At 53.5% G+C, this 18,730-nt stretch carries 19 protein-coding genes; 14 read left to right on the forward strand and 5 right to left on the reverse strand.

Translation table 11 applies throughout. The features are described from left to right. Positions 1-725, reverse strand: a 725-nt coding sequence (locus FDX01_RS23255; RefSeq protein WP_249360838.1) for an amino acid carrier protein, incomplete at its 3' end; no start/stop codon positions are given. Positions 726-999: 274 nt separating this feature from the next. Here FDX01_RS23255 and tal point away from each other — a divergent pair. From tal to FDX01_RS02545, 3 genes are all read left to right on the forward strand, one after another. After that, complete coding sequence (gene tal, locus FDX01_RS02535; RefSeq protein WP_096758378.1) at positions 1,000-1,953, forward strand: transaldolase; 954 nt, start codon at positions 1,000-1,002, stop codon at positions 1,951-1,953. Positions 1,954-2,063: 110 nt separating this feature from the next. Beyond that, on the forward strand, positions 2,064-2,651 hold the full coding sequence (mog, locus tag FDX01_RS02540; RefSeq protein ID WP_117342344.1) for a molybdopterin adenylyltransferase: 588 nt from the start codon (positions 2,064-2,066) through the stop codon (positions 2,649-2,651). A gap of 124 nt (positions 2,652-2,775) precedes the next feature. Then, positions 2,776-4,083, forward strand: a complete 1,308-nt coding sequence (locus FDX01_RS02545) for an MFS transporter (RefSeq protein ID WP_137399168.1) — start codon at positions 2,776-2,778, stop codon at positions 4,081-4,083. A gap of 35 nt (positions 4,084-4,118) precedes the next feature. Here the strand turns inward: FDX01_RS02545 and satP are convergent, their stop codons facing one another. Continuing rightward, entirely contained in the window at positions 4,119-4,685 is a 567-nt protein-coding gene (satP, locus tag FDX01_RS02550) for an acetate uptake transporter (RefSeq protein WP_137399169.1), read from the reverse strand. Positions 4,686-4,856: 171 nt separating this feature from the next. Beyond that, on the reverse strand, positions 4,857-5,261 hold the full coding sequence (locus tag FDX01_RS02555; protein ID WP_115259506.1) for a DUF2541 family protein: 405 nt from the start codon (positions 5,259-5,261) through the stop codon (positions 4,857-4,859). Between the two features lie 384 nt (positions 5,262-5,645). Here FDX01_RS02555 and dnaK point away from each other — a divergent pair, with 384 nt between their 5' ends. The 4 genes from dnaK to nhaR all read left to right on the forward strand — a co-directional run bounded on the left by dnaK (position 5,646) and on the right by nhaR (position 11,096). After that, positions 5,646-7,562 (forward strand): molecular chaperone DnaK, encoded by a 1,917-nt coding sequence (gene dnaK / locus FDX01_RS02560; protein WP_096758373.1) that lies wholly within the window; start codon positions 5,646-5,648, stop codon positions 7,560-7,562. Positions 7,563-7,648: 86 nt separating this feature from the next. After that, entirely contained in the window at positions 7,649-8,782 is a 1,134-nt protein-coding gene (gene dnaJ, locus FDX01_RS02565; RefSeq protein WP_115259505.1) for a molecular chaperone DnaJ, read from the forward strand. Between the two features lie 209 nt (positions 8,783-8,991). Further along, positions 8,992-10,158 (forward strand): Na+/H+ antiporter NhaA, encoded by a 1,167-nt coding sequence (nhaA, locus tag FDX01_RS02570; protein ID WP_115259504.1) that lies wholly within the window; start codon positions 8,992-8,994, stop codon positions 10,156-10,158. Positions 10,159-10,196: 38 nt separating this feature from the next. Next, positions 10,197-11,096 carry a transcriptional activator NhaR gene (gene nhaR / locus FDX01_RS02575; protein ID WP_115259503.1) on the forward strand — a complete coding sequence of 300 codons (900 nt, stop codon included), beginning with the start codon at positions 10,197-10,199 and terminating at the stop codon, positions 11,094-11,096. 59 nt (positions 11,097-11,155) lie between these two features. Here the strand turns inward: nhaR and rpsT are convergent, their stop codons facing one another. Then, positions 11,156-11,419 carry a 30S ribosomal protein S20 gene (gene rpsT / locus FDX01_RS02580; protein ID WP_003018940.1) on the reverse strand — a complete coding sequence of 88 codons (264 nt, stop codon included), beginning with the start codon at positions 11,417-11,419 and terminating at the stop codon, positions 11,156-11,158. 105 nt (positions 11,420-11,524) lie between these two features. Here rpsT and FDX01_RS23260 point away from each other — a divergent pair, with 105 nt between their 5' ends. From FDX01_RS23260 to rihC, 7 genes are all read left to right on the forward strand, one after another. Continuing rightward, a complete protein-coding gene (locus FDX01_RS23260; RefSeq protein WP_096758366.1) occupies positions 11,525-11,740 on the forward strand; it encodes a DUF2575 family protein in 216 nt (71 codons plus the stop codon). A 7-nt stretch (positions 11,741-11,747) separates the two neighbouring features. Next, a complete protein-coding gene (ribF, locus tag FDX01_RS02590; protein WP_137399170.1) occupies positions 11,748-12,686 on the forward strand; it encodes a bifunctional riboflavin kinase/FAD synthetase in 939 nt (312 codons plus the stop codon). A 37-nt stretch (positions 12,687-12,723) separates the two neighbouring features. After that, entirely contained in the window at positions 12,724-15,540 is a 2,817-nt protein-coding gene (gene ileS, locus FDX01_RS02595) for an isoleucine--tRNA ligase (protein WP_137399171.1), read from the forward strand. Continuing rightward, entirely contained in the window at positions 15,540-16,037 is a 498-nt protein-coding gene (lspA, locus tag FDX01_RS02600; protein WP_137399172.1) for a signal peptidase II, read from the forward strand. Before ileS ends, lspA begins: the two co-directional genes overlap by 1 nt. Before the next feature lie 117 nt (positions 16,038-16,154). Beyond that, on the forward strand, positions 16,155-16,604 hold the full coding sequence (fkpB, locus tag FDX01_RS02605) for an FKBP-type peptidyl-prolyl cis-trans isomerase (RefSeq protein WP_115259500.1): 450 nt from the start codon (positions 16,155-16,157) through the stop codon (positions 16,602-16,604). A gap of 1 nt (position 16,605) precedes the next feature. Continuing rightward, entirely contained in the window at positions 16,606-17,556 is a 951-nt protein-coding gene (ispH, locus tag FDX01_RS02610; RefSeq protein ID WP_115259499.1) for a 4-hydroxy-3-methylbut-2-enyl diphosphate reductase, read from the forward strand. 64 nt (positions 17,557-17,620) lie between these two features. Then, a complete protein-coding gene (rihC, locus tag FDX01_RS02615) occupies positions 17,621-18,535 on the forward strand; it encodes a ribonucleoside hydrolase RihC (protein WP_115259997.1) in 915 nt (304 codons plus the stop codon). On the opposite strand, the gene FDX01_RS23265 is transcribed toward rihC, so the two are convergent. After that, positions 18,536-18,730 (reverse strand): LysR substrate-binding domain-containing protein (locus FDX01_RS23265; RefSeq protein ID WP_249360839.1); only part of this gene is annotated, 195 nt, incomplete at its 5' end.

Below are 18,730 nucleotides of genomic sequence, written 5' to 3' on the forward strand. Positions count from 1 at the left end.
AACGCGCTTTTCACAATAGTGACGATGACCTCAGGGATCTGTCCGATATGCCACAGGCAGATGACGATGCTGCAGCCGACCCACAGCAGGGCCATTAAGGGCACGATCCATTGCATCAGGCGGGCAACGCCTTTAATACCGCCGACGATGACGAGCAAAGACAGCACTGCCAGCGAGATCCCGGATACGAGGGGCGGGATGTCGAAAGCAAACTCCAGCGCACGCGAGACCGAGTTCGCCTGGACGCTGTTAAAAACTAAGCCATAGGCAATGAGTAAAAAGATGGCGAACAGAACGCCCATCCAGCGCATGCCCAGCCCGCGCGCCATATACCACGCGGGTCCGCCGCGAAACTGGCCTTTACTGTCGCGTTCTTTATACAGTTGGGCGAGTGAGCATTCGGCAAATGAAGTTGCCATGCCGATCACCGCCGAGACCCACATCCAGAAGACGGCACCCGCCCCCCCAGCCGCGATAGCCAGGGCTACGCCTGCCAGGTTTCCGCTGCCGATACGGGCGGCGAGGCTGGTACACAGAGCCTGAAATGAGGTTAAACCCCCAGGTTGTGGGTTGATGCTATTTTTAAGACTTTTGCCAAACTGGCGAACGTAGCGGAACTGGACGAAACCGGTACGGTAAGTGAACCAAAATCCTGCGCCCAGCAGGAGATAGATCATCACCGAGCCCCACAGTATTTCATTAATAAATGCGAAAAAATCAGGCATTAACATCCCTCTTGTTGATGCCGGCACGCGCTAATATCCTGATGTAAGCGCTACCAATTATCGAACAGTATAAACCTTGTAATGAGATTGATAGCGGGAGTTTACCATAACATCAGGTCGACTCTTTAATTGCGCACTATAGGCTCTGAGATGCGTAATCAGGGCTGAACGGCAGGTGAGGCACTCCCGGCGGTTGCGCTGAGAGTGCGTCGTGCTATCATCAGGAAAGATCGGTTACATCCCCCTAACACGCTGTTTAAAGAGAAACGCTATCATGACGGACAAATTGACCTCCCTTCGTCAGTTCACCACTGTAGTGGCCGACACCGGAGACATCGCGGCAATGAAGCTGTATCAGCCTCAGGATGCCACAACTAACCCTTCTCTCATTCTTAACGCAGCGCAGATCCCGGAATACCGCAAGCTGATTGATGACGCTGTGGCCTGGGCTAAGCAGCAGAGCAACGACCGCGCGCAGCAGGTCGTCGACGCGACGGACAAACTGGCGGTAAACATCGGCCTGGAGATCCTGAAACTGGTCCCGGGTCGTATCTCTACTGAAGTTGACGCGCGCCTGTCCTACGACACCGAAGCGTCTATCGCGAAAGCGAAACGTCTGATCAAAATGTACAACGATGCTGGCATCAGCAACGATCGCATTCTGATCAAACTGGCTTCTACCTGGCAGGGTATCCGTGCCGCGGAGCAGCTGGAAAAAGAAGGCATCAACTGTAACCTGACTCTGCTGTTCTCCTTCGCGCAGGCGCGTGCATGTGCAGAAGCAGGCGTTTACCTGATTTCTCCGTTCGTTGGCCGTATTCTGGACTGGTACAAAGCCAACACCGATAAGAAAGAGTACGCACCGGCAGAAGATCCGGGTGTGGTTTCCGTCACGGAAATCTATGAGTACTACAAACAGCACGGTTACGAAACCGTGGTGATGGGCGCGAGCTTCCGTAACATTGGCGAAATCATTGAGCTGGCGGGCTGCGATCGTCTGACTATTGCCCCGGCACTGCTGAAAGAGCTGGCTGAAAGCGAAGGCGCGCTCGAACGTAAACTGTCCTTCTCTGGCGAAGTGAAAGCGCGTCCTGCACGTATCACTGAAGCTGAGTTCCTGTGGCAGCACAACCAGGACCCGATGGCTGTAGACAAACTGGCGGACGGTATCCGTAAGTTTGCTGTAGACCAGGGCAAACTGGAAAAAATGATCGGCGATCTGCTGTAATCATTTGCGCGTGGCCCTGACGGGGGTCACGCTACCTCTTCTGAAATCTGTCTGTCCTTCCCTTCGCAGTGTATCATTCTGTTTAACGAGACTGTTTAAACGGAATAATCATGAATACTTTACGCATTGGCTTAGTTTCTATTTCTGACCGTGCCTCCAGCGGTGTTTATCAGGATAAGGGTATTCCCGCACTTGAAGAGTGGCTAGCGTCCGCCCTGACAACGCCTTTTGAACTGCAAACCCGGTTGATCCCGGATGAGCAGGCGATCATTGAACAAACATTGTGTGAACTGGTTGATGAAATGGGCTGTCACCTGGTGCTGACCACCGGCGGCACTGGCCCGGCGCGTCGTGATGTAACCCCAGATGCTACGATGGCGGTAGCCGACAGGCAGATGCCCGGCTTTGGTGAACAAATGCGCCAGATTAGCCTGCACTTTGTGCCGACGGCGATCCTCTCCCGTCAGGTTGGGGTTATTCGCAAGCAGGCACTGATCCTCAACCTGCCTGGCCAGCCGAAATCGATCAAAGAAACGCTGGAAGGGGTGAAAGACGCCGACGGTAACGTTATTGTGGCGGGTATTTTTGCAAGTGTACCATATTGTATACAGCTGCTGGATGGGCCATATGTGGAAACCGCCCCGGAAGTGGTAGCATCTTTTCGGCCTAAAAGCGCGATACGCGATACAAATGCCTGAAAGTAGCCTTTTCGTGACATAAAGCGCAATGCCGGTGGAGTATTGAATTGTTTACGATATAGTAATTTTTGATTTACATGTATCGCTAAACACCTTCAATCACTCCACTGACGCATGGTTTGCTATGTCACAACATTCTCGACCGCTGAATCGCCAGGATTATAAAACCCTTTCGCTCGCTGCTCTCGGTGGGGCGCTCGAGTTTTATGATTTTATTATCTTTGTCTTCTTTGCCGCCGTTGTGGGTGAGCTGTTCTTCCCCGCGGACATTCCCGAATGGCTACGTCAGGTACAAACCTTCGGTATTTTTGCCGCGGGCTATCTGGCGCGCCCGTTAGGCGGCATCATCATGGCGCATTTTGGCGATCAGGTCGGGCGCAAAAAAATGTTCACTCTGAGCATTTTACTGATGGCGATACCGACGCTGGCGATAGGTCTGCTGCCGACGTATTCCTCGATGGGGATCCTGGCCCCGCTGTTGCTGTTGCTGATGCGTATTCTGCAAGGCGCCGCCATTGGAGGAGAAGTGCCGGGGGCCTGGGTGTTTGTTGCCGAACACGTGCCGGAGCGCCGTATCGGCATTGCCTGTGGAACGCTGACCGCCGGGTTAACGGTGGGGATCCTTCTGGGCTCGGTGGTGGCCACGTTGGTGAATACCAGCCTGACGCAGCAGGCGGTACATGAGTACGGCTGGCGTATACCTTTCTTGCTGGGAGGTGCGTTTGGGCTGGTGGCAATGTATCTGCGCCGCTGGCTGCAGGAGACGCCGATCTTTCTCGAGATGCAGCAGCGCAAAGCGTTGGCGCAGGAACTGCCGGTGAAGTCGGTCGTCAGCAAACATAAAAAAGCGGTGGCGGTGTCGATGCTACTGACCTGGCTGCTCTCGGCTGGGATTGTGGTGGTGATCCTGATGTCGCCCGTCTGGCTGCAGAAACAGTATGGTTTTGCACCTGCGCTGACGTTACAGGCCAACAGCGTGGCCACCATTATGCTGTGCATCGGGTGCTTGCTGGCGGGATTCGTGGTCGACAGAGTGGGTGCCAGCAAAACCTTTATTGTCGGTAGCCTGCTGCTGGCCTGTTCCAGCTGGTTTTTCTATCACCTGATCGGCAGTCATCCTGAGCACCTGTTCCTGTTGTACGGTCTGGTTGGGCTGTGCGTTGGCGTGGTTGGCGCGGTGCCTTACGTGATGGTACGGGCGTTCCCGGCGGAAGTCCGTTTTACCGGTATTTCTTTTTCCTATAACGTCTCGTATGCCATTTTCGGTGGTTTGACGCCAATCGCGGTCACGATGTTGATGAGTGTGTCGCCGATGGCTCCGGCCTGGTATGTGCTGGCGCTTTCGCTGGTGGGTTTAGGGCTGGGGATTTGGCTACGACAGGATATTTATCATCGTGATACGGACGCTGAGGGAGAATTACAGCGTCTGTAAGGATTATCCCCCCTTGCGGGGGGATACAGACAGAATTAGTGCATTTCACCAATTGGCAGGATGGTGCGGCCAAACTGTTCGTTCAGCACTTCACCCATCGCCAGGTAAATGGCGCTTGCGCCACACACTAAGCCAATCCAGCCAGCAACATGAATAATCGCTTCGTTACCTGCAATATTGCCCACAGCCAGCAGGGCGAACAGCACGGTCAGGCTCAGGAAGACAAACTGCAGCGCGCGGTTTGCTTTCAGTGTGCCGAAGAACATGAACAGGGTGAACACGCCCCACAGACCCAAATACACGCCGAGGAACTGCACGTTCGGTGCTTCTGTCAGGCCCATTTTCGGCATTAACAGGATCGCGACCAGCGTCAGCCAGAACGAGCCGTAAGAGGTGAAGGCGATTAAGCCGAAGGTATTGCCTTTTTTGTACTCCAGCAGACCGGCAAAAATTTGCGCGATACCGCCGTAGAACAGTCCCATCGCCAGGATAATACCGTCAAGGGCGAAGAAACCCGCGTTATGCAGGTTAAGCAAAATGGTGGTCATGCCGAAGCCCATCAGGCCCAGCGGTGCCGGATTAGCCAACTTAGTGTTGCCCATAATTCCTCAAAATCATCATTGATTGAATGGTGAAATAATTTCCCCGAAAAACGATCACGGACTTCGGGGCGCGGCATGATAATCAGGGGAGAGGGGGCTGTCTATGATCTGATGAGGGGAAAATGAATTTTTTTCCCCAGTACTGAATATCATGGCCGAGAAGTCAGGGGGTTAGTCATCACCAATGACTTTTAAGGTCGCCATGTCGGAGGAGTTTACTGACTGGCCAGAGAAGGTGATTTTAGACACACAGCGTTTGTTGTCGTTGTCGCTATTGATGTTAATCCAGTTGGTGGTTTTCCCCTCTTTGATGGAGGAAGGAACATTCAAGCTCTGGCTGGACATGCGCGCGGCTTTAAAATAAACGGAAGCGCCATTTAGTGTGATATCACCACGGTCTGCCGTCAGTTGAATACGCTTCACGACACGACAAACAGGGATTCTTAGCGTGAGATCGTTGGTTGCATTTCTGGGCATGGCAATCATTCCCAGAACTTTATGATCGTTAGCCTGTGCAGTGCTGCTCAGCAGCAGACCTATCAACAGGCTGGCGGGAAGGGTAAACAGGGATTTCATGAAATTTCTCTTTGACGGGTTCAAAAGTGAGTGACGAGTGACCATAATACCGCCGTTGGAAAAACGGTTCATGCAGGTAATCTTTTCTTTTTATTACAATTTTCAAGTGAATGACTGGTATTTTTAATATTGGTTTTATGAATTATTTTGGGGTGGTGACTATTTACTTTCCTGTTTTTCTGCCCGTTATCTCTCATTTTATTGCGATCGGGCTAAAAAAAATTTGCATGCCCCCCTTGATGACGTGGGTTACGACCCCATCTTGTAGACAACCGCAGTGGTGAGTCTGAAAAAAAACGATTCAGGGTAGTTGAAACCGCACGTTTCGCCCTTATTACAGATTCACAACCACCTGATGACAGAATTTTTAGTGGAGACGTTTAGATGGGTAAAATTATTGGTATCGACCTGGGTACTACCAACTCTTGTGTAGCGATTATGGATGGCACTACTGCACGTGTGCTGGAGAACGCCGAGGGCGATCGCACCACGCCTTCTATCATTGCTTATACCCAGGATGGTGAAACTCTGGTTGGTCAGCCGGCTAAACGTCAGGCAGTGACAAACCCGCAAAACACCCTGTTTGCGATTAAACGCCTGATTGGCCGCCGCTTCCAGGACGAAGAAGTACAGCGTGATGAAGCCATCATGCCGTACAAAATCATCGGTGCTGACAACGGTGATGCATGGATTGACGTAAAAGGTCAGAAACTGGCACCGCCGCAGATCTCTGCTGAAGTGCTGAAAAAAATGAAGAAAACGGCTGAAGATTACCTGGGCGAACCGGTAACTGAAGCGGTTATCACCGTACCTGCATACTTCAACGATGCTCAGCGTCAGGCAACGAAAGACGCCGGCCGTATCGCAGGTCTGGAAGTCAAACGTATCATCAACGAACCGACCGCTGCTGCACTGGCTTACGGTCTGGACAAAGAAGTCGGCAACCGTACTATCGCGGTCTACGACCTCGGTGGTGGTACTTTCGATATCTCTATTATCGAAATCGACGAAGTTGACGGTGAAAAAACCTTCGAAGTTCTGGCAACCAACGGTGATACCCACCTCGGTGGTGAAGACTTCGATAGCCGCATGATCAACTATCTCGTTGATGAATTTAAGAAAGATCAGGGCATTGACCTGCGTAACGACCCGCTGGCAATGCAGCGCCTGAAAGAAGCCGCAGAGAAAGCGAAAATTGAGCTGTCTTCTGCGCAGCAGACCGACGTTAACCTGCCGTACATCACTGCAGATGCGTCTGGTCCGAAACACATGAACATCAAAGTGACTCGTGCGAAACTGGAAAGCCTGGTAGAAGACCTGGTTAACCGTTCTATCGAGCCGCTGAAAGTTGCTCTGCAGGATGCTGGTCTGTCTGTTTCTGACGTTCAGGATGTTATCCTGGTCGGTGGTCAGACTCGTATGCCGATGGTACAGAAGAAAGTTGCTGAGTTCTTCGGTAAAGAACCGCGTAAAGACGTTAACCCGGACGAAGCTGTGGCAATCGGTGCTGCTGTTCAGGGTGGTGTATTGACCGGTGATGTTAAAGACGTACTGCTGCTGGACGTTACCCCGCTGTCTCTGGGTATCGAAACCATGGGCGGCGTGATGACTCCGCTGATCGCGAAAAACACCACTATCCCGACCAAGCACAGCCAGGTGTTCTCTACCGCTGAAGACAACCAGTCTGCGGTAACCATCCATGTGCTGCAGGGTGAACGTAAACGTGCTGCTGATAACAAAGATCTGGGTCAGTTTAACCTGGATGGTATCAGCCCGGCACCGCGCGGTATGCCGCAGATCGAAGTGACCTTCGATATCGATGCTGACGGTATCCTGCACGTTTCTGCGAAAGATAAAAACAGCGGTAAAGAGCAGAAGATCACCATCAAGGCGTCTTCTGGTCTGAACGAAGAAGAAATTCAGAAAATGGTTCGCGAAGCAGAAGCGAACGCAGAATCTGACCGTAAGTTTGAAGAGCTGGTCCAGACCCGTAACCAGGGTGACCATCTGCTGCACAGCACTCGCAAGCAGGTTGAAGAAGCAGGCGATAAACTGCCGGCTGACGACAAAACTGCTATCGAGTCCGCTCTGACTGCGCTGGAAACGTCTTTGAAAGGCGAAGACAAAGCAGATATCGAAGCGAAAATGCAGGCGCTGGCACAGGTTTCCCAGAAACTGATGGAAATCGCTCAGCAGCAGCATGCACAGCAGCAGGCGGGTTCAGCTGATGCTTCCGCGAACAACGCGAAAGATGACGATGTTGTCGACGCTGAGTTTGAAGAAGTGAAAGACAAAAAATAATCGCCCTTTGAACGGGTAAAACACTGGCACGGGCGAAGAGGTTTCCTCTCCGCCCGTGCACGCATGTTAGGGGCAGATAAAAAGAGATGGCTAAGCAAGACTATTACGAGATTTTGGGCGTTTCCAAAACAGCGGAAGAGCGTGAAATCAAAAAGGCCTATAAGCGCCTGGCCATGAAATTTCACCCGGACCGTAACCAGGGTGATAAAGAGGCCGAAGCCAAATTCAAAGAGATCAAAGAAGCCTACGAGATCCTGACCGACGCGCAAAAACGCGCGGCTTACGATCAGTACGGTCATGCTGCGTTTGAGCAAGGCGGTATGGGCGGCGGTGGCGGTTTCGGCGGCGGTGCTGACTTCAGCGATATCTTTGGTGACGTGTTTGGCGATATCTTTGGCGGTGGTCGTGGCCGTCAGCGCGCCTCACGTGGTGCGGATTTACGTTACAACATGGATCTCACTCTGGAAGAAGCCGTGCGTGGCGTCACCAAAGAGATCCGTATTCCTACGCTGGAAGAGTGTGACGTTTGCCACGGCAGCGGCGCGAAATCCGGGACTCAGCCGCAGACCTGTCCGACCTGTCACGGTTCCGGTCAGGTGCAGATGCGTCAGGGTTTCTTTGCCGTACAGCAGACCTGTCCACACTGTCAGGGCCGCGGTACGCTGATTAAAGATCCGTGCAACAAATGTCACGGGCATGGCCGCGTAGAGAAGAGCAAAACACTGTCCGTTAAAATCCCGGCAGGGGTTGATACCGGTGACCGTATTCGTTTATCTGGTGAAGGCGAAGCGGGTGAGCATGGCGCACCGTCAGGCGATTTGTACGTTCAGGTGCAGGTGAAACAGCACCCGATTTTCGAACGTGAAGGGAATAACCTGTACTGTGAAGTGCCGATCAACTTTGCGATGGCTGCGCTGGGCGGCGAGATTGAAGTCCCGACGCTGGATGGCCGGGTGAAGTTAAAAGTCCCTGGCGAAACGCAAACCGGTAAACTTTTCCGTATGCGTGGTAAAGGCGTTAAGTCGGTACGCGGTGGTGCTCAGGGCGATCTGCTGTGTCGCGTGGTGGTTGAAACCCCGGTTGGTTTGAACGACAAGCAGAAACAGTTGCTGAAAGATCTGCAGGACAGTTTTGGTGGCCCGACGGGGGAACAAAACAGCCCGCGTTCTAAAAGCTTCTTCGACGGCGTGAAGAAATTCTTTGACGACCTGACGCGTTAATTTACCGCCATAAATTTGATAAAAAGCCTGGGACTGAAGAGTCTCAGGCTTTTTTATTTTGTCGGATCCGTCCTGAACAGGAACGAAACAATCCCAGATTGTTAGATCGTAAAAACCGATCTATTTATCATGAATAATCTAATATTAACGATGAGTTATGCGGAGTAAGATAGTAATTACGAAGTATTCACCCAATAGAGAGAATAAAAGTGAAACATCTACATCGTTTTTTTAGTAGCGATGCCTCGGGAGGCATTATTTTGATCATCGCTGCGGTAGTAGCAATGTTGATGGCCAATATCGGCGTAACCAGTGGATGGTACCACGACTTTTTGGAGACCCCGGTTCAACTGCGGGTCGGCGCGCTTGAGATCAATAAAAATATGCTGCTGTGGATCAACGACGCCTTAATGGCGGTGTTTTTCCTGCTGATTGGTCTGGAAGTTAAGCGTGAGCTGATGCAGGGATCGCTGGCCAGTTTACGCCAGGCAGCGTTTCCGGTGATTGCCGCGATTGGCGGGATGATTGTCCCGGCGCTGTTGTATCTGGCATTCAACTATGCCGACCCCATCACACGTGAAGGATGGGCGATCCCGGCGGCAACGGATATCGCTTTTGCGCTCGGCGTACTGGCGCTGCTGGGCAGCCGTGTTCCGCTGGCGCTGAAAATCTTTCTGATGGCGTTGGCGATTATTGACGATCTTGGCGCGATTGTGATCATCGCACTGTTCTATACCAGCGATCTCTCTCTGCTGTCGTTGGGGGTTGCCGCATTAGCGATTCTTATTCTGGCGGCGTTGAACCTGTGTGGTGTCAGACGTACCGGTATTTATATCCTGGTGGGCGTCGTGTTATGGACCGCAGTGCTGAAGTCAGGGGTGCATGCGACGCTGGCGGGTGTGATTGTCGGTTTCTTCATCCCGTTGAAGGAAAAGCATGGCCGTTCTCCGGCGAAACGTCTGGAGCATGTGCTGCATCCGTGGGTGGCCTATCTGATTCTGCCGTTGTTTGCCTTCGCCAATGCGGGGGTTCCACTGCAGGGTGTGACGATGGACGGATTGACCTCCATCCTGCCGCTAGGGATTATCGCCGGCCTGCTTATCGGTAAACCGCTGGGGATTAGCCTGTTCTGCTGGCTGGCATTACGCCTCAAGGTGGCGCAGCTGCCTGAAGGCACGAACTTCCAGCAAATCATGGCGGTGGGTATTCTTTGCGGGATTGGCTTTACGATGTCGATTTTCATCGCCAGCCTGGCGTTTGGTAACGTTGATCCGGAGCTGATTAACTGGGCGAAACTGGGGATCCTGATTGGTTCTCTGCTATCGGCGGTGATCGGTTATAGCTGGCTGCGTACCCGGTTAAACGCGTCAGCCTGAGCCGATAACCCTTTGGTGACAATTTTCAGGGAGAGAGTATGTCTCATATAAATTACAACCACCTGTATTACTTCTGGCATGTGTATAAAGAAGGGTCGGTGGTGGGGGCCGCAGAAGCGCTTTATCTGACACCGCAAACCATTACCGGGCAGATCAAAGCGCTGGAGGAGCGCTTACAGGGGAAGTTGTTTAAGCGTAAGGGGCGAGGGCTGGAGCCTAGTGAGCTAGGCGAATTAGTTTTTCGTTATGCGGACAAAATGTTCACTTTAAGCCAGGAGATGCTGGATATCGTGAACTACCGCAAAGAGTCTAACTTGCTGTTCGATGTGGGCGTGGCGGATGCGTTATCTAAACAGCTGGTCAGTAGTGTGCTCGACGCTGCCGTCGTTGACGATGAACAAATCCATCTACGCTGCTTTGAATCCACGCATGAGATGCTGCTGGAGCAGCTCAGCCAGCACAAGCTGGATATGATTATCTCCGACTGCCCAATCGACTCAACGCAGCAGGAAGGGCTGTTCTCGGTAAAAATCGGCGAGTGTTGCGTGAGTTTCTGGTGCACCAATCCGCTGCCGGAGAAGCCGTTTCCAGCCTGCCTTGAGGAGCGTCGCCTGCTGATACCAGGACGTCGCTCAATGCTCGGGCGCAAGCTGCTGAACTGGATTAACTCGCAGGGACTGAACGTTGAGATCCTCGGAGAGTTTGACGATGCCGCCTTGATGAAAGCCTTTGGCGCTACGCACAATGCTATTTTCGTCGCCCCTACGCTCTATTCGAACAATTTCTACGCTGATGATTCCATCATTGAGATTGGACGCGTGGAGAATGTGATGGAGGAGTACCATGCCATTTTTGCGGAGAGGATGATCCAGCATCCGGCGGTGCAGCGTATTTGCAATGCTAACTACTCGGCATTGTTTGCGCCGGGGAGTAAGTAAACAGACATAAAAAAACCCGCTTACGCGGGTTTTTTCACAAAGCGACAGCAAGCAGGCGATTAAGCCAGTTTGTTGATCTGTGCAGTCAGGTTTGCTTTATGACGTGCAGCTTTGTTTTTGTGGATCAGACCTTTAGCAGCCTGACGATCCACGATTGGTTGCATTTCGTTAAATGCTTTCAGTGCAGTAGCTTTGTCGCCAGCTTCAATAGCTGCGTATACTTTCTTGATGAAAGTACGCATCATAGAGCGACGGCTAGCGTTGTGCTTGCGGGCCTTTTCAGACTGAACGGCGCGCTTCTTAGCTGATTTGATATTAGCCAAGGTCCAACTCCCAAATGTGTTCTATATGGACAATTCAAAGGCCGAGGAATATGCCCTTTTAGCCTTCTTTTGTCAATGGATTTGTGCAAATAAGCGCCGTTTAAAATGCAGCACTCGTTGCGTAGTGATGGCGCAGGATTCTACCAGCTTGCGTGCTGTGAATACAGCTTTTCCACGAGAAAAGTTGAATTGATTGGTCAGCGGAGGACCGCATTTTGTTTCATAACAATGAAAACAATCTTCTTTCTGTTTCGCAGAACCAATCGCCGGTTAACCTTGACCGCGGTACAGGGTATACTTTCACGATTTTCACTGTTTTGAGCCAGACATGAAGCTGATACGAGGCATACATAATCTCAGTCAGGCCCCGCATGGGTGTGTGCTGACTATTGGTAATTTCGACGGCGTGCACCGTGGTCATCGCGCGTTGTTGCAGGGCTTACAGGAAGAAGGGCGCAAACGAAATTTACCGGTCATGGTGATGATTTTCGAGCCGCAGCCGCTGGAGCTGTTTGCGACTGAAAAGTCACCTGCGCGACTGACCCGCCTGCGGGAAAAGCTGCGTTATCTGGCGGAATGTGGTGTTGATTACGTGCTGTGCGTGCGTTTTGACCGGCGTTTTGCCGCATTAACGGCGCAGAACTTTATCAGCGACCTGTTGGTGAAGCGCCTTGGCGTACAATTTCTTGCCGTAGGTGATGATTTCCGCTTTGGCGCTAGCCGCGCGGGCGATTTCTTGTTATTACAGGAAGCGGGCGCGGAGTATGGCTTTGATATCACCAGCACCCAGACCTTCTGTGAGGGCGGGGTGCGAATCAGCAGCACTGCTGTGCGCCAGGCGCTAGCAGAAGATAATCTGCTGTTAGCCGAAAGCTTACTGGGCCATCCGTTTACCATATCAGGACGGGTGGTACACGGCGACGAGTTAGGGCGGACCATCGGGTTCCCCACGGCGAATTTACCGCTTCGTCGCCAGGTTTCTCCAGTTAAAGGGGTGTACGCGGTTGAGGTGATGGGCTTGGGCGAAACGCCTTTACCCGGTGTCGCGAATATCGGAACCCGTCCAACGGTGGCCGGTGTACGCCAGCAGTTAGAAGTGCATCTACTGGACGTTGTAATGGACCTCTACGGTCGCCATATAGATGTCATGCTGCGTAAAAAAATACGCAACGAGCAGCGATTTGCCTCGCTGGATGAACTAAAAGCGCAGATTGCGCGTGATGAGTTAACTGCCCGCGAATTTTTTGGGCTATCAAAACCGGCTTAACGCCTATACGAGTTTTAAATACGGAACCGAGAATCTGATGAGTGACTTTAAATCAACCCTGAATTTGCCGGAAACAGGGTTCCCGATGCGCGGCGATCTCGCCAAGCGTGAACCGGGAATGCTGGCGCGTTGGACCGATGATGACCTGTACGGCATCATTCGTGCGGCTAAAAAAGGCAAAAAAACCTTTATTCTGCATGATGGCCCTCCTTATGCGAATGGCAGCATTCATATTGGTCACTCCGTTAACAAGATTCTGAAAGACATTATCGTGAAGTCCAAAGGGCTTTCCGGTTACGACTCCCCTTATATCCCTGGCTGGGACTGCCACGGCCTGCCTATCGAACTGAAAGTAGAGCAGGAGTTCGGCAAGCCGGGTGAAAAGTTCACTGCCGCAGAGTTCCGCGCCAAGTGCCGCGAATACGCCGCAACGCAGGTTGACGGTCAGCGTAAAGACTTTATCCGTCTGGGCGTGCTGGGTGACTGGCAGAAGCCGTACCTGACGATGGACTTCAAAACCGAAGCCAACATCATTCGCGCGCTGGGCAAAATCATCGGCAACGGCCACCTGCATAAAGGCGCGAAGCCGGTGCACTGGTGTGTAGACTGCCGTTCCGCGCTGGCGGAAGCGGAAGTTGAGTATTACGACAAAACCTCCCCGTCTATCGACGTTGCGTTCCACGCCGCCGATCAGGATGCGGTGAAAGCGAAATTTGGCGTTTCTGACGTGAATGGCCCGATCTCTCTGGTTATCTGGACCACCACCCCGTGGACCCTGCCGGCTAACCGTGCGATTTCTCTGGCCCCTGATTTTGACTATGCACTGGTGCAGATTGACGGTCAGGCCGTGATTCTGGCAAAAGACCTGGTCGAAAGTGTGATGCAGCGCCTCGGCGCGGCGGATTACACCATTCTGGGCACAGTAAAAGGCGCTGAGCTGGAACTGCTGCGCTTTACCCATCCGTTCATGGGCTTTGATGTTCCGGCGATCCTGGGCGATCACGTGACGCTGGATGCCGGTACCGGTGCGGTACACACCGCGCCTGGCCACGGTCCGGATGACTACGTGATTGGTCAGAAATACGGCCTGGAAGTCGCAAACCCGGTAGGACCAGATGGTACCTATCTGCCGGGTACGTACCCGACCCTGGATGGGGTTAACGTCTTCAAAGCGAACGATGTTGTCGTGGCGCTGCTGACTGAAAAAGGTGCACTGCTGCACGTTGAGAAGATGCAGCACAGCTACCCGTGCTGCTGGCGTCACAAGTCACCGATCATCTTCCGTGCCACCCCGCAGTGGTTTGTCAGCATGGATCAGAAAGGCCTGCGTGCGCAGTCGCTGAAAGAGATTAAAGGCGTGCAGTGGATCCCCGATTGGGGCCAGGCGCGTATTGAATCGATGGTCGCCAACCGTCCTGACTGGTGTATCTCCCGTCAGCGTACGTGGGGTGTGCCGATGTCTCTGTTTGTCCACAAAGACACTGAGGAGCTGCATCCGCGCGCCATCGAACTGATGGAAGAAGTGGCTAAACGCGTTGAAGTTGACGGCATCCAGGCGTGGTGGGATCTCGATCCCAAAGATATCCTCGGTGATGAAGCCGATCAGTACGTCAAAGTACCGGATACCCTGGACGTATGGTTCGACTCCGGTTCTACCCACTCATCCGTCGTCGACGTGCGTCCTGAGTTTTCGGGGCATGCGGCAGATATGTATCTGGAAGGCTCTGACCAGCATCGTGGCTGGTTCATGTCTTCGCTGATGATCTCCACTGCGATGAAGGGCAAAGCGCCGTACCGTCAGGTACTGACCCACGGTTTCACCGTTGATGGTCAGGGCCGCAAGATGTCCAAGTCCATCGGTAACACCGTTTCTCCGCAGGACGTGATGAACAAGCTGGGTGCGGATATTCTGCGCCTGTGGGTGGCGTCTACCGACTATACCGGTGAAATGGCCGTTTCTGACGAAATCCTGAAACGTGCTGCTGACAGCTATCGCCGTATCCGTAACACCGCGCGCTTCCTGCTGGCAAACCTGAACGGGTTTGATCCGGTGAAAGACATGGTGAAACCGGAAGAGATGGTTGTTCTGGACCGGTGGGCTGTGGGCTGTGCGCAAGCGGCGCAGGACGAGATCCTCAAAGCCTACGAAGCCTATGACTTCCACGAAGTGGTACAGCGCCTGATGCGTTTCTGCTCCGTCGAAATGGGTTCGTTCTACCTCGACATCATCAAAGACCGTCAGTACACCGCGAAAGCGGACAGCGTGGCGCGTCGTAGCTGCCAGACCGCGCTGTATCATATTGCCGAAGCGCTGGTGCGCTGGATGGCGCCGATCATGTCCTTCACCGCGGATGAAATCTGGGGCTACCTGCCGGGCTCCCGCGAGAAGTATGTCTTCACCGGTGAGTGGTATCAGGGGCTGTTTGGCCTGGCCGATACCGAAGCGATGAACGATACGTTCTGGGACGAGCTGCTGAAAGTGCGTGGCGAAGTGAACAAGGTCATCGAGCAGGCACGTGCAGACAAGAAAGTGGGCGGTTCTCTGGAAGCGGCAGTGACCCTGTACGCTGAACCTGAACTGGCTGCCAAGCTGACAGCGCTGGGCGAAGAGTTACGCTTTGTTCTGTTGACCTCGGGTGCGACCGTTGCGGACTATGCTGCAGCACCGGCCGATGCTCAGCAGAGCGAACTGCTCAAAGGCTTGAAAATTGCTCTGAGCAAAGCCGAAGGCGAGAAATGCCCGCGCTGCTGGCATTACACGACCGACGTGGGTCAGGTGGCGGAACACGCAGAAATCTGCGGACGCTGTGTCAGCAACATCGCCGGTGATGGCGAACAACGTAAGTTTGCCTGATGAGTCAGCCTCTTTGTTCAACAGGACTCCGCTGGCTGTGGCTGGTGGTAGCCGTGCTGATTATTGATTTGGGCAGCAAGTACCTGATCCTCCAGAATTTTGCTCTGGGGGATACGGTGTCGCTGTTCCCGTCACTGAATCTGCACTATGCGCGTAACTATGGCGCGGCGTTTAGCTTCCTGGCTGACAGCGGTGGCTGGCAGCGGTGGTTCTTTGCCGGTATCGCGATCGGTATTTGCGTCATTCTAATGGTGATGATGTATCGCTCGAAGGCGACGCAGAAGCTGAATAACATCGCGTATGCGTTAATCATTGGCGGTGCACTGGGCAACCTGTTTGACCGCCTGTGGCACGGCTTCGTCGTGGATATGATTGACTTTTACGTCGGTGACTGGCATTTCGCCACCTTCAACCTTGCCGATACGGCGATTTGTATCGGTGCGGCGTTGATTGTGCTGGAAGGCTTCTTACCGGCGAAAGAGAAAAAAGCCGCATAAAAATATGCCGGATGGCGCTATGCTTATCCGGCCTACACTCTACTGCGAATCTTGTAGGCCCGGTAAGCGTAGCGCCACCGGGCAAACAGGCGGCAGCACTTTTAAAGAGCAACCTGCATGTCTAAATCAGTACAGAGTAACAGTGCGGTGCTGGTGCACTTCACCTTAAAGCTCGACGATGGCTCCACCGCAGAGTCAACTCGCAGTAACGGCAAGCCTGCGCTGTTTCGCCTGGGCGACGGTTCTCTGTCTGAAGGACTGGAACAACACCTGCTGGGGTTAAAAGAGGGCGATAAAACCACTTTTGCTCTGGAGCCGGATGCTGCTTTTGGCGTATCAAGCCCGGACCTCATTCAGTATTTCTCGCGTCGGGAGTTTATGGACGCGGGTGAGCCAGAAATTGGCGCTATCATGCTCTTTACCGCAATGGACGGCAGTGAGATGCCTGGTGTGATCCGCGAAATCAACGGTGATTCCATCACGGTTGACTTCAACCATCCGCTGGCTGGGCATACCGTTCATTTTGATATTGAAGTGCTGGAAGTCGAACCGGCACTGGAGGCGTAAAATGCAGATCCTGTTGGCTAACCCGCGCGGATTTTGCGCTGGCGTAGACCGCGCTATCAGCATTGTGGAAAACGCGCTGGCTATCTACGGCGCGCCGATTTATGTCCGTCATGAAGTGGTGCATAACCGCTATGTGGTGGATAGCCTGCGCGAGCGCGGTGCTATTTTTATTGAGCAAATCAGTGAAGTACCGGACGGTGCGATCCTGATTTTCTCCGCCCACGGCGTGTCTCAGGCCGTGCGTAACGAAGCCAAAGGCCGCGATCTGACGGTCTTTGATGCCACCTGCCCGCTGGTGACCAAAGTGCATATGGAAGTCGCGCGCGCCAGCCGCCGTGGCGAAGAGTCGATTCTGATTGGTCACGCCGGACACCCGGAGGTTGAGGGTACGATGGGCCAGTACAGCAACCCGCAGGGGGGGATGTACCTGGTGGAATCGCCGGAAGACGTCCTGACGTTGAATGTCAAAAATGAAGGTAAGCTCTCCTTCATGACCCAGACTACGCTCTCGGTTGATGATACCTCTGATGTGATCGATGCCCTGCGTCAACGCTTCCCAAAAATTGTTGGGCCGCGCAAAGACGATATCTGCTATGCCACCACCAACCGTCAGGAAGCGGTTCGTGCGTTGGCGGAGCAAGCGGATGTGGTACTGGTTGTCGGCTCGAAAAACTCGTCGAACTCCAACCGCCTGGCAGAACTGGCCCAGCGTATGGGCAAGGCCGCGTATCTGATTGACGATGCGACCGATATCCAGGAAGCCTGGGTGAAAGATGCGGCGTGCGTCGGCGTGACGGCCGGTGCTTCTGCGCCGGATATTCTGGTACAGAACGTGATTGTCCGTCTGCAGGAGCTCGGTGGTGGGGATGCTATCCCACTGGAAGGCCGTGAAGAGAACATCGTTTTCGAAGTGCCGAAAGAGCTGCGTGTGGATGTTCGTGAAGTAGAGTAACTCTTTCGCGTCATGATTATGAGAAGATGCCAGACTTAACGTCTGGCATTTTTTTGGAGAAACCATGCGCTTACCGATCATTCTTGATACTGATCCCGGCATTGATGATGCGGCGGCGATTGCCGCTGTACTGTTTTCCCCCGAGCTGGATCTGCAACTGATGACGACGGTGGCAGGCAACGTGTCGGTGGAAAAAACGACCCGTAATGCGTTGCAGTTGCTGCACTTTTGGAATGCGGATATTCCGTTGGCGCAGGGGGCAGCTATGCCGCTGGTGCGGCCGCTGCGTGATGCGGCTTCAGTGCACGGTGAGTCTGGTATGGCAGGGTATGATTTTGTCGAACACAATCGGCAGCCGCTGGCGAAACCCGCCTTCCAGGCAATTCGAGATGCGCTGATGCATGCCCCGCAGCCCGTTACGCTGGTGGCAATTGGCCCGTTGACCAATATTGCTCTGTTGCTTACCCACTATCCTGAATGCGTATTCAATATTCGCCGCCTGGTGATGATGGGCGGTTCAGCCGGGCGCGGTAACTTTACGCCCAATGCGGAGTTTAATATTGCTGTCGATCCCGAAGCGGCGGCGAAGGTCTTTCGCAGTGGGCTGGAGATAGTCATGTGCGGGCTGGATGTCACCAACCAGGCCATGCTGGCACCAGAGTACCTGGCAACATTACCCGCACGTAATCAGACGGGGAAAATGCTGCATGCGCTGTTCAGTCATTATCGTAGCGGCAGCATGAATACCGGTCTGCGTATGCACGATCTCTGCGCCATTGCCTGGCTGGTCCGCCCGGATCTGTTCACGCTCCAGCCCTGCTTTGTGGCGGTGGAAACCCAGGGGGAATACACCTCGGGAACGACGGTAGTGGATATCGAGGGTCGCCTTGGGCAGCCTGCCAACGCGCAGGTCGCGCTGGCGCTGGATGTTGACGGCTTCCGCCAGTGGGTCGCTGAGGTGCTGTCACGCGCGCCATAATCAACGGCCAGATTGAGGCAATTTCTCGCTAAGGTAATCAATCATGGCCCGCATTCTGGCGGGCATATGTTGGTTGCGTGTCCATAAGAGCCACAGATCGCCGCTGTAATCGCTGATAAACTCCCACTCCGGTAATACCTGGACAATCTCGCCGCTGGCAAGCGTTTCACGGGCGGTAAACAGCGGCAGGCTGCC

It is taken from the genome of Citrobacter sp. wls613, from assembly GCF_005281195.1.
Taxonomy (GTDB): domain Bacteria; phylum Pseudomonadota; class Gammaproteobacteria; order Enterobacterales; family Enterobacteriaceae; genus Citrobacter; species Citrobacter gillenii.

Excerpts from the sequence above, each read along its gene's own strand:
- tal (WP_096758378.1), top strand. The coding sequence starts at position 1,000 with ATGACGGACAAATTGACCTCCCTTCGTCAGTTCACCACTGTAGTGGCC.
- mog (WP_117342344.1), top strand. The coding sequence starts at position 2,064 with ATGAATACTTTACGCATTGGCTTAGTTTCTATTTCTGACCGTGCCTCC.
- FDX01_RS02545 (WP_137399168.1), top strand. The coding sequence starts at position 2,776 with ATGTCACAACATTCTCGACCGCTGAATCGCCAGGATTATAAAACCCTT.
- satP (WP_137399169.1), bottom strand. The coding sequence starts at position 4,685 with ATGGGCAACACTAAGTTGGCTAATCCGGCACCGCTGGGCCTGATGGGC.
- FDX01_RS02555 (WP_115259506.1), bottom strand. The coding sequence starts at position 5,261 with ATGAAATCCCTGTTTACCCTTCCCGCCAGCCTGTTGATAGGTCTGCTG.
- dnaK (WP_096758373.1), top strand. The coding sequence starts at position 5,646 with ATGGGTAAAATTATTGGTATCGACCTGGGTACTACCAACTCTTGTGTA.
- dnaJ (WP_115259505.1), top strand. The coding sequence starts at position 7,649 with ATGGCTAAGCAAGACTATTACGAGATTTTGGGCGTTTCCAAAACAGCG.
- nhaR (WP_115259503.1), top strand. The coding sequence starts at position 10,197 with ATGTCTCATATAAATTACAACCACCTGTATTACTTCTGGCATGTGTAT.
- FDX01_RS23260 (WP_096758366.1), top strand. The coding sequence starts at position 11,525 with ATGCAGCACTCGTTGCGTAGTGATGGCGCAGGATTCTACCAGCTTGCG.
- ribF (WP_137399170.1), top strand. The coding sequence starts at position 11,748 with ATGAAGCTGATACGAGGCATACATAATCTCAGTCAGGCCCCGCATGGG.
- ileS (WP_137399171.1), top strand. The coding sequence starts at position 12,724 with ATGAGTGACTTTAAATCAACCCTGAATTTGCCGGAAACAGGGTTCCCG.
- lspA (WP_137399172.1), top strand. The coding sequence starts at position 15,540 with ATGAGTCAGCCTCTTTGTTCAACAGGACTCCGCTGGCTGTGGCTGGTG.
- fkpB (WP_115259500.1), top strand. The coding sequence starts at position 16,155 with ATGTCTAAATCAGTACAGAGTAACAGTGCGGTGCTGGTGCACTTCACC.
- ispH (WP_115259499.1), top strand. The coding sequence starts at position 16,606 with ATGCAGATCCTGTTGGCTAACCCGCGCGGATTTTGCGCTGGCGTAGAC.
- rihC (WP_115259997.1), top strand. The coding sequence starts at position 17,621 with ATGCGCTTACCGATCATTCTTGATACTGATCCCGGCATTGATGATGCG.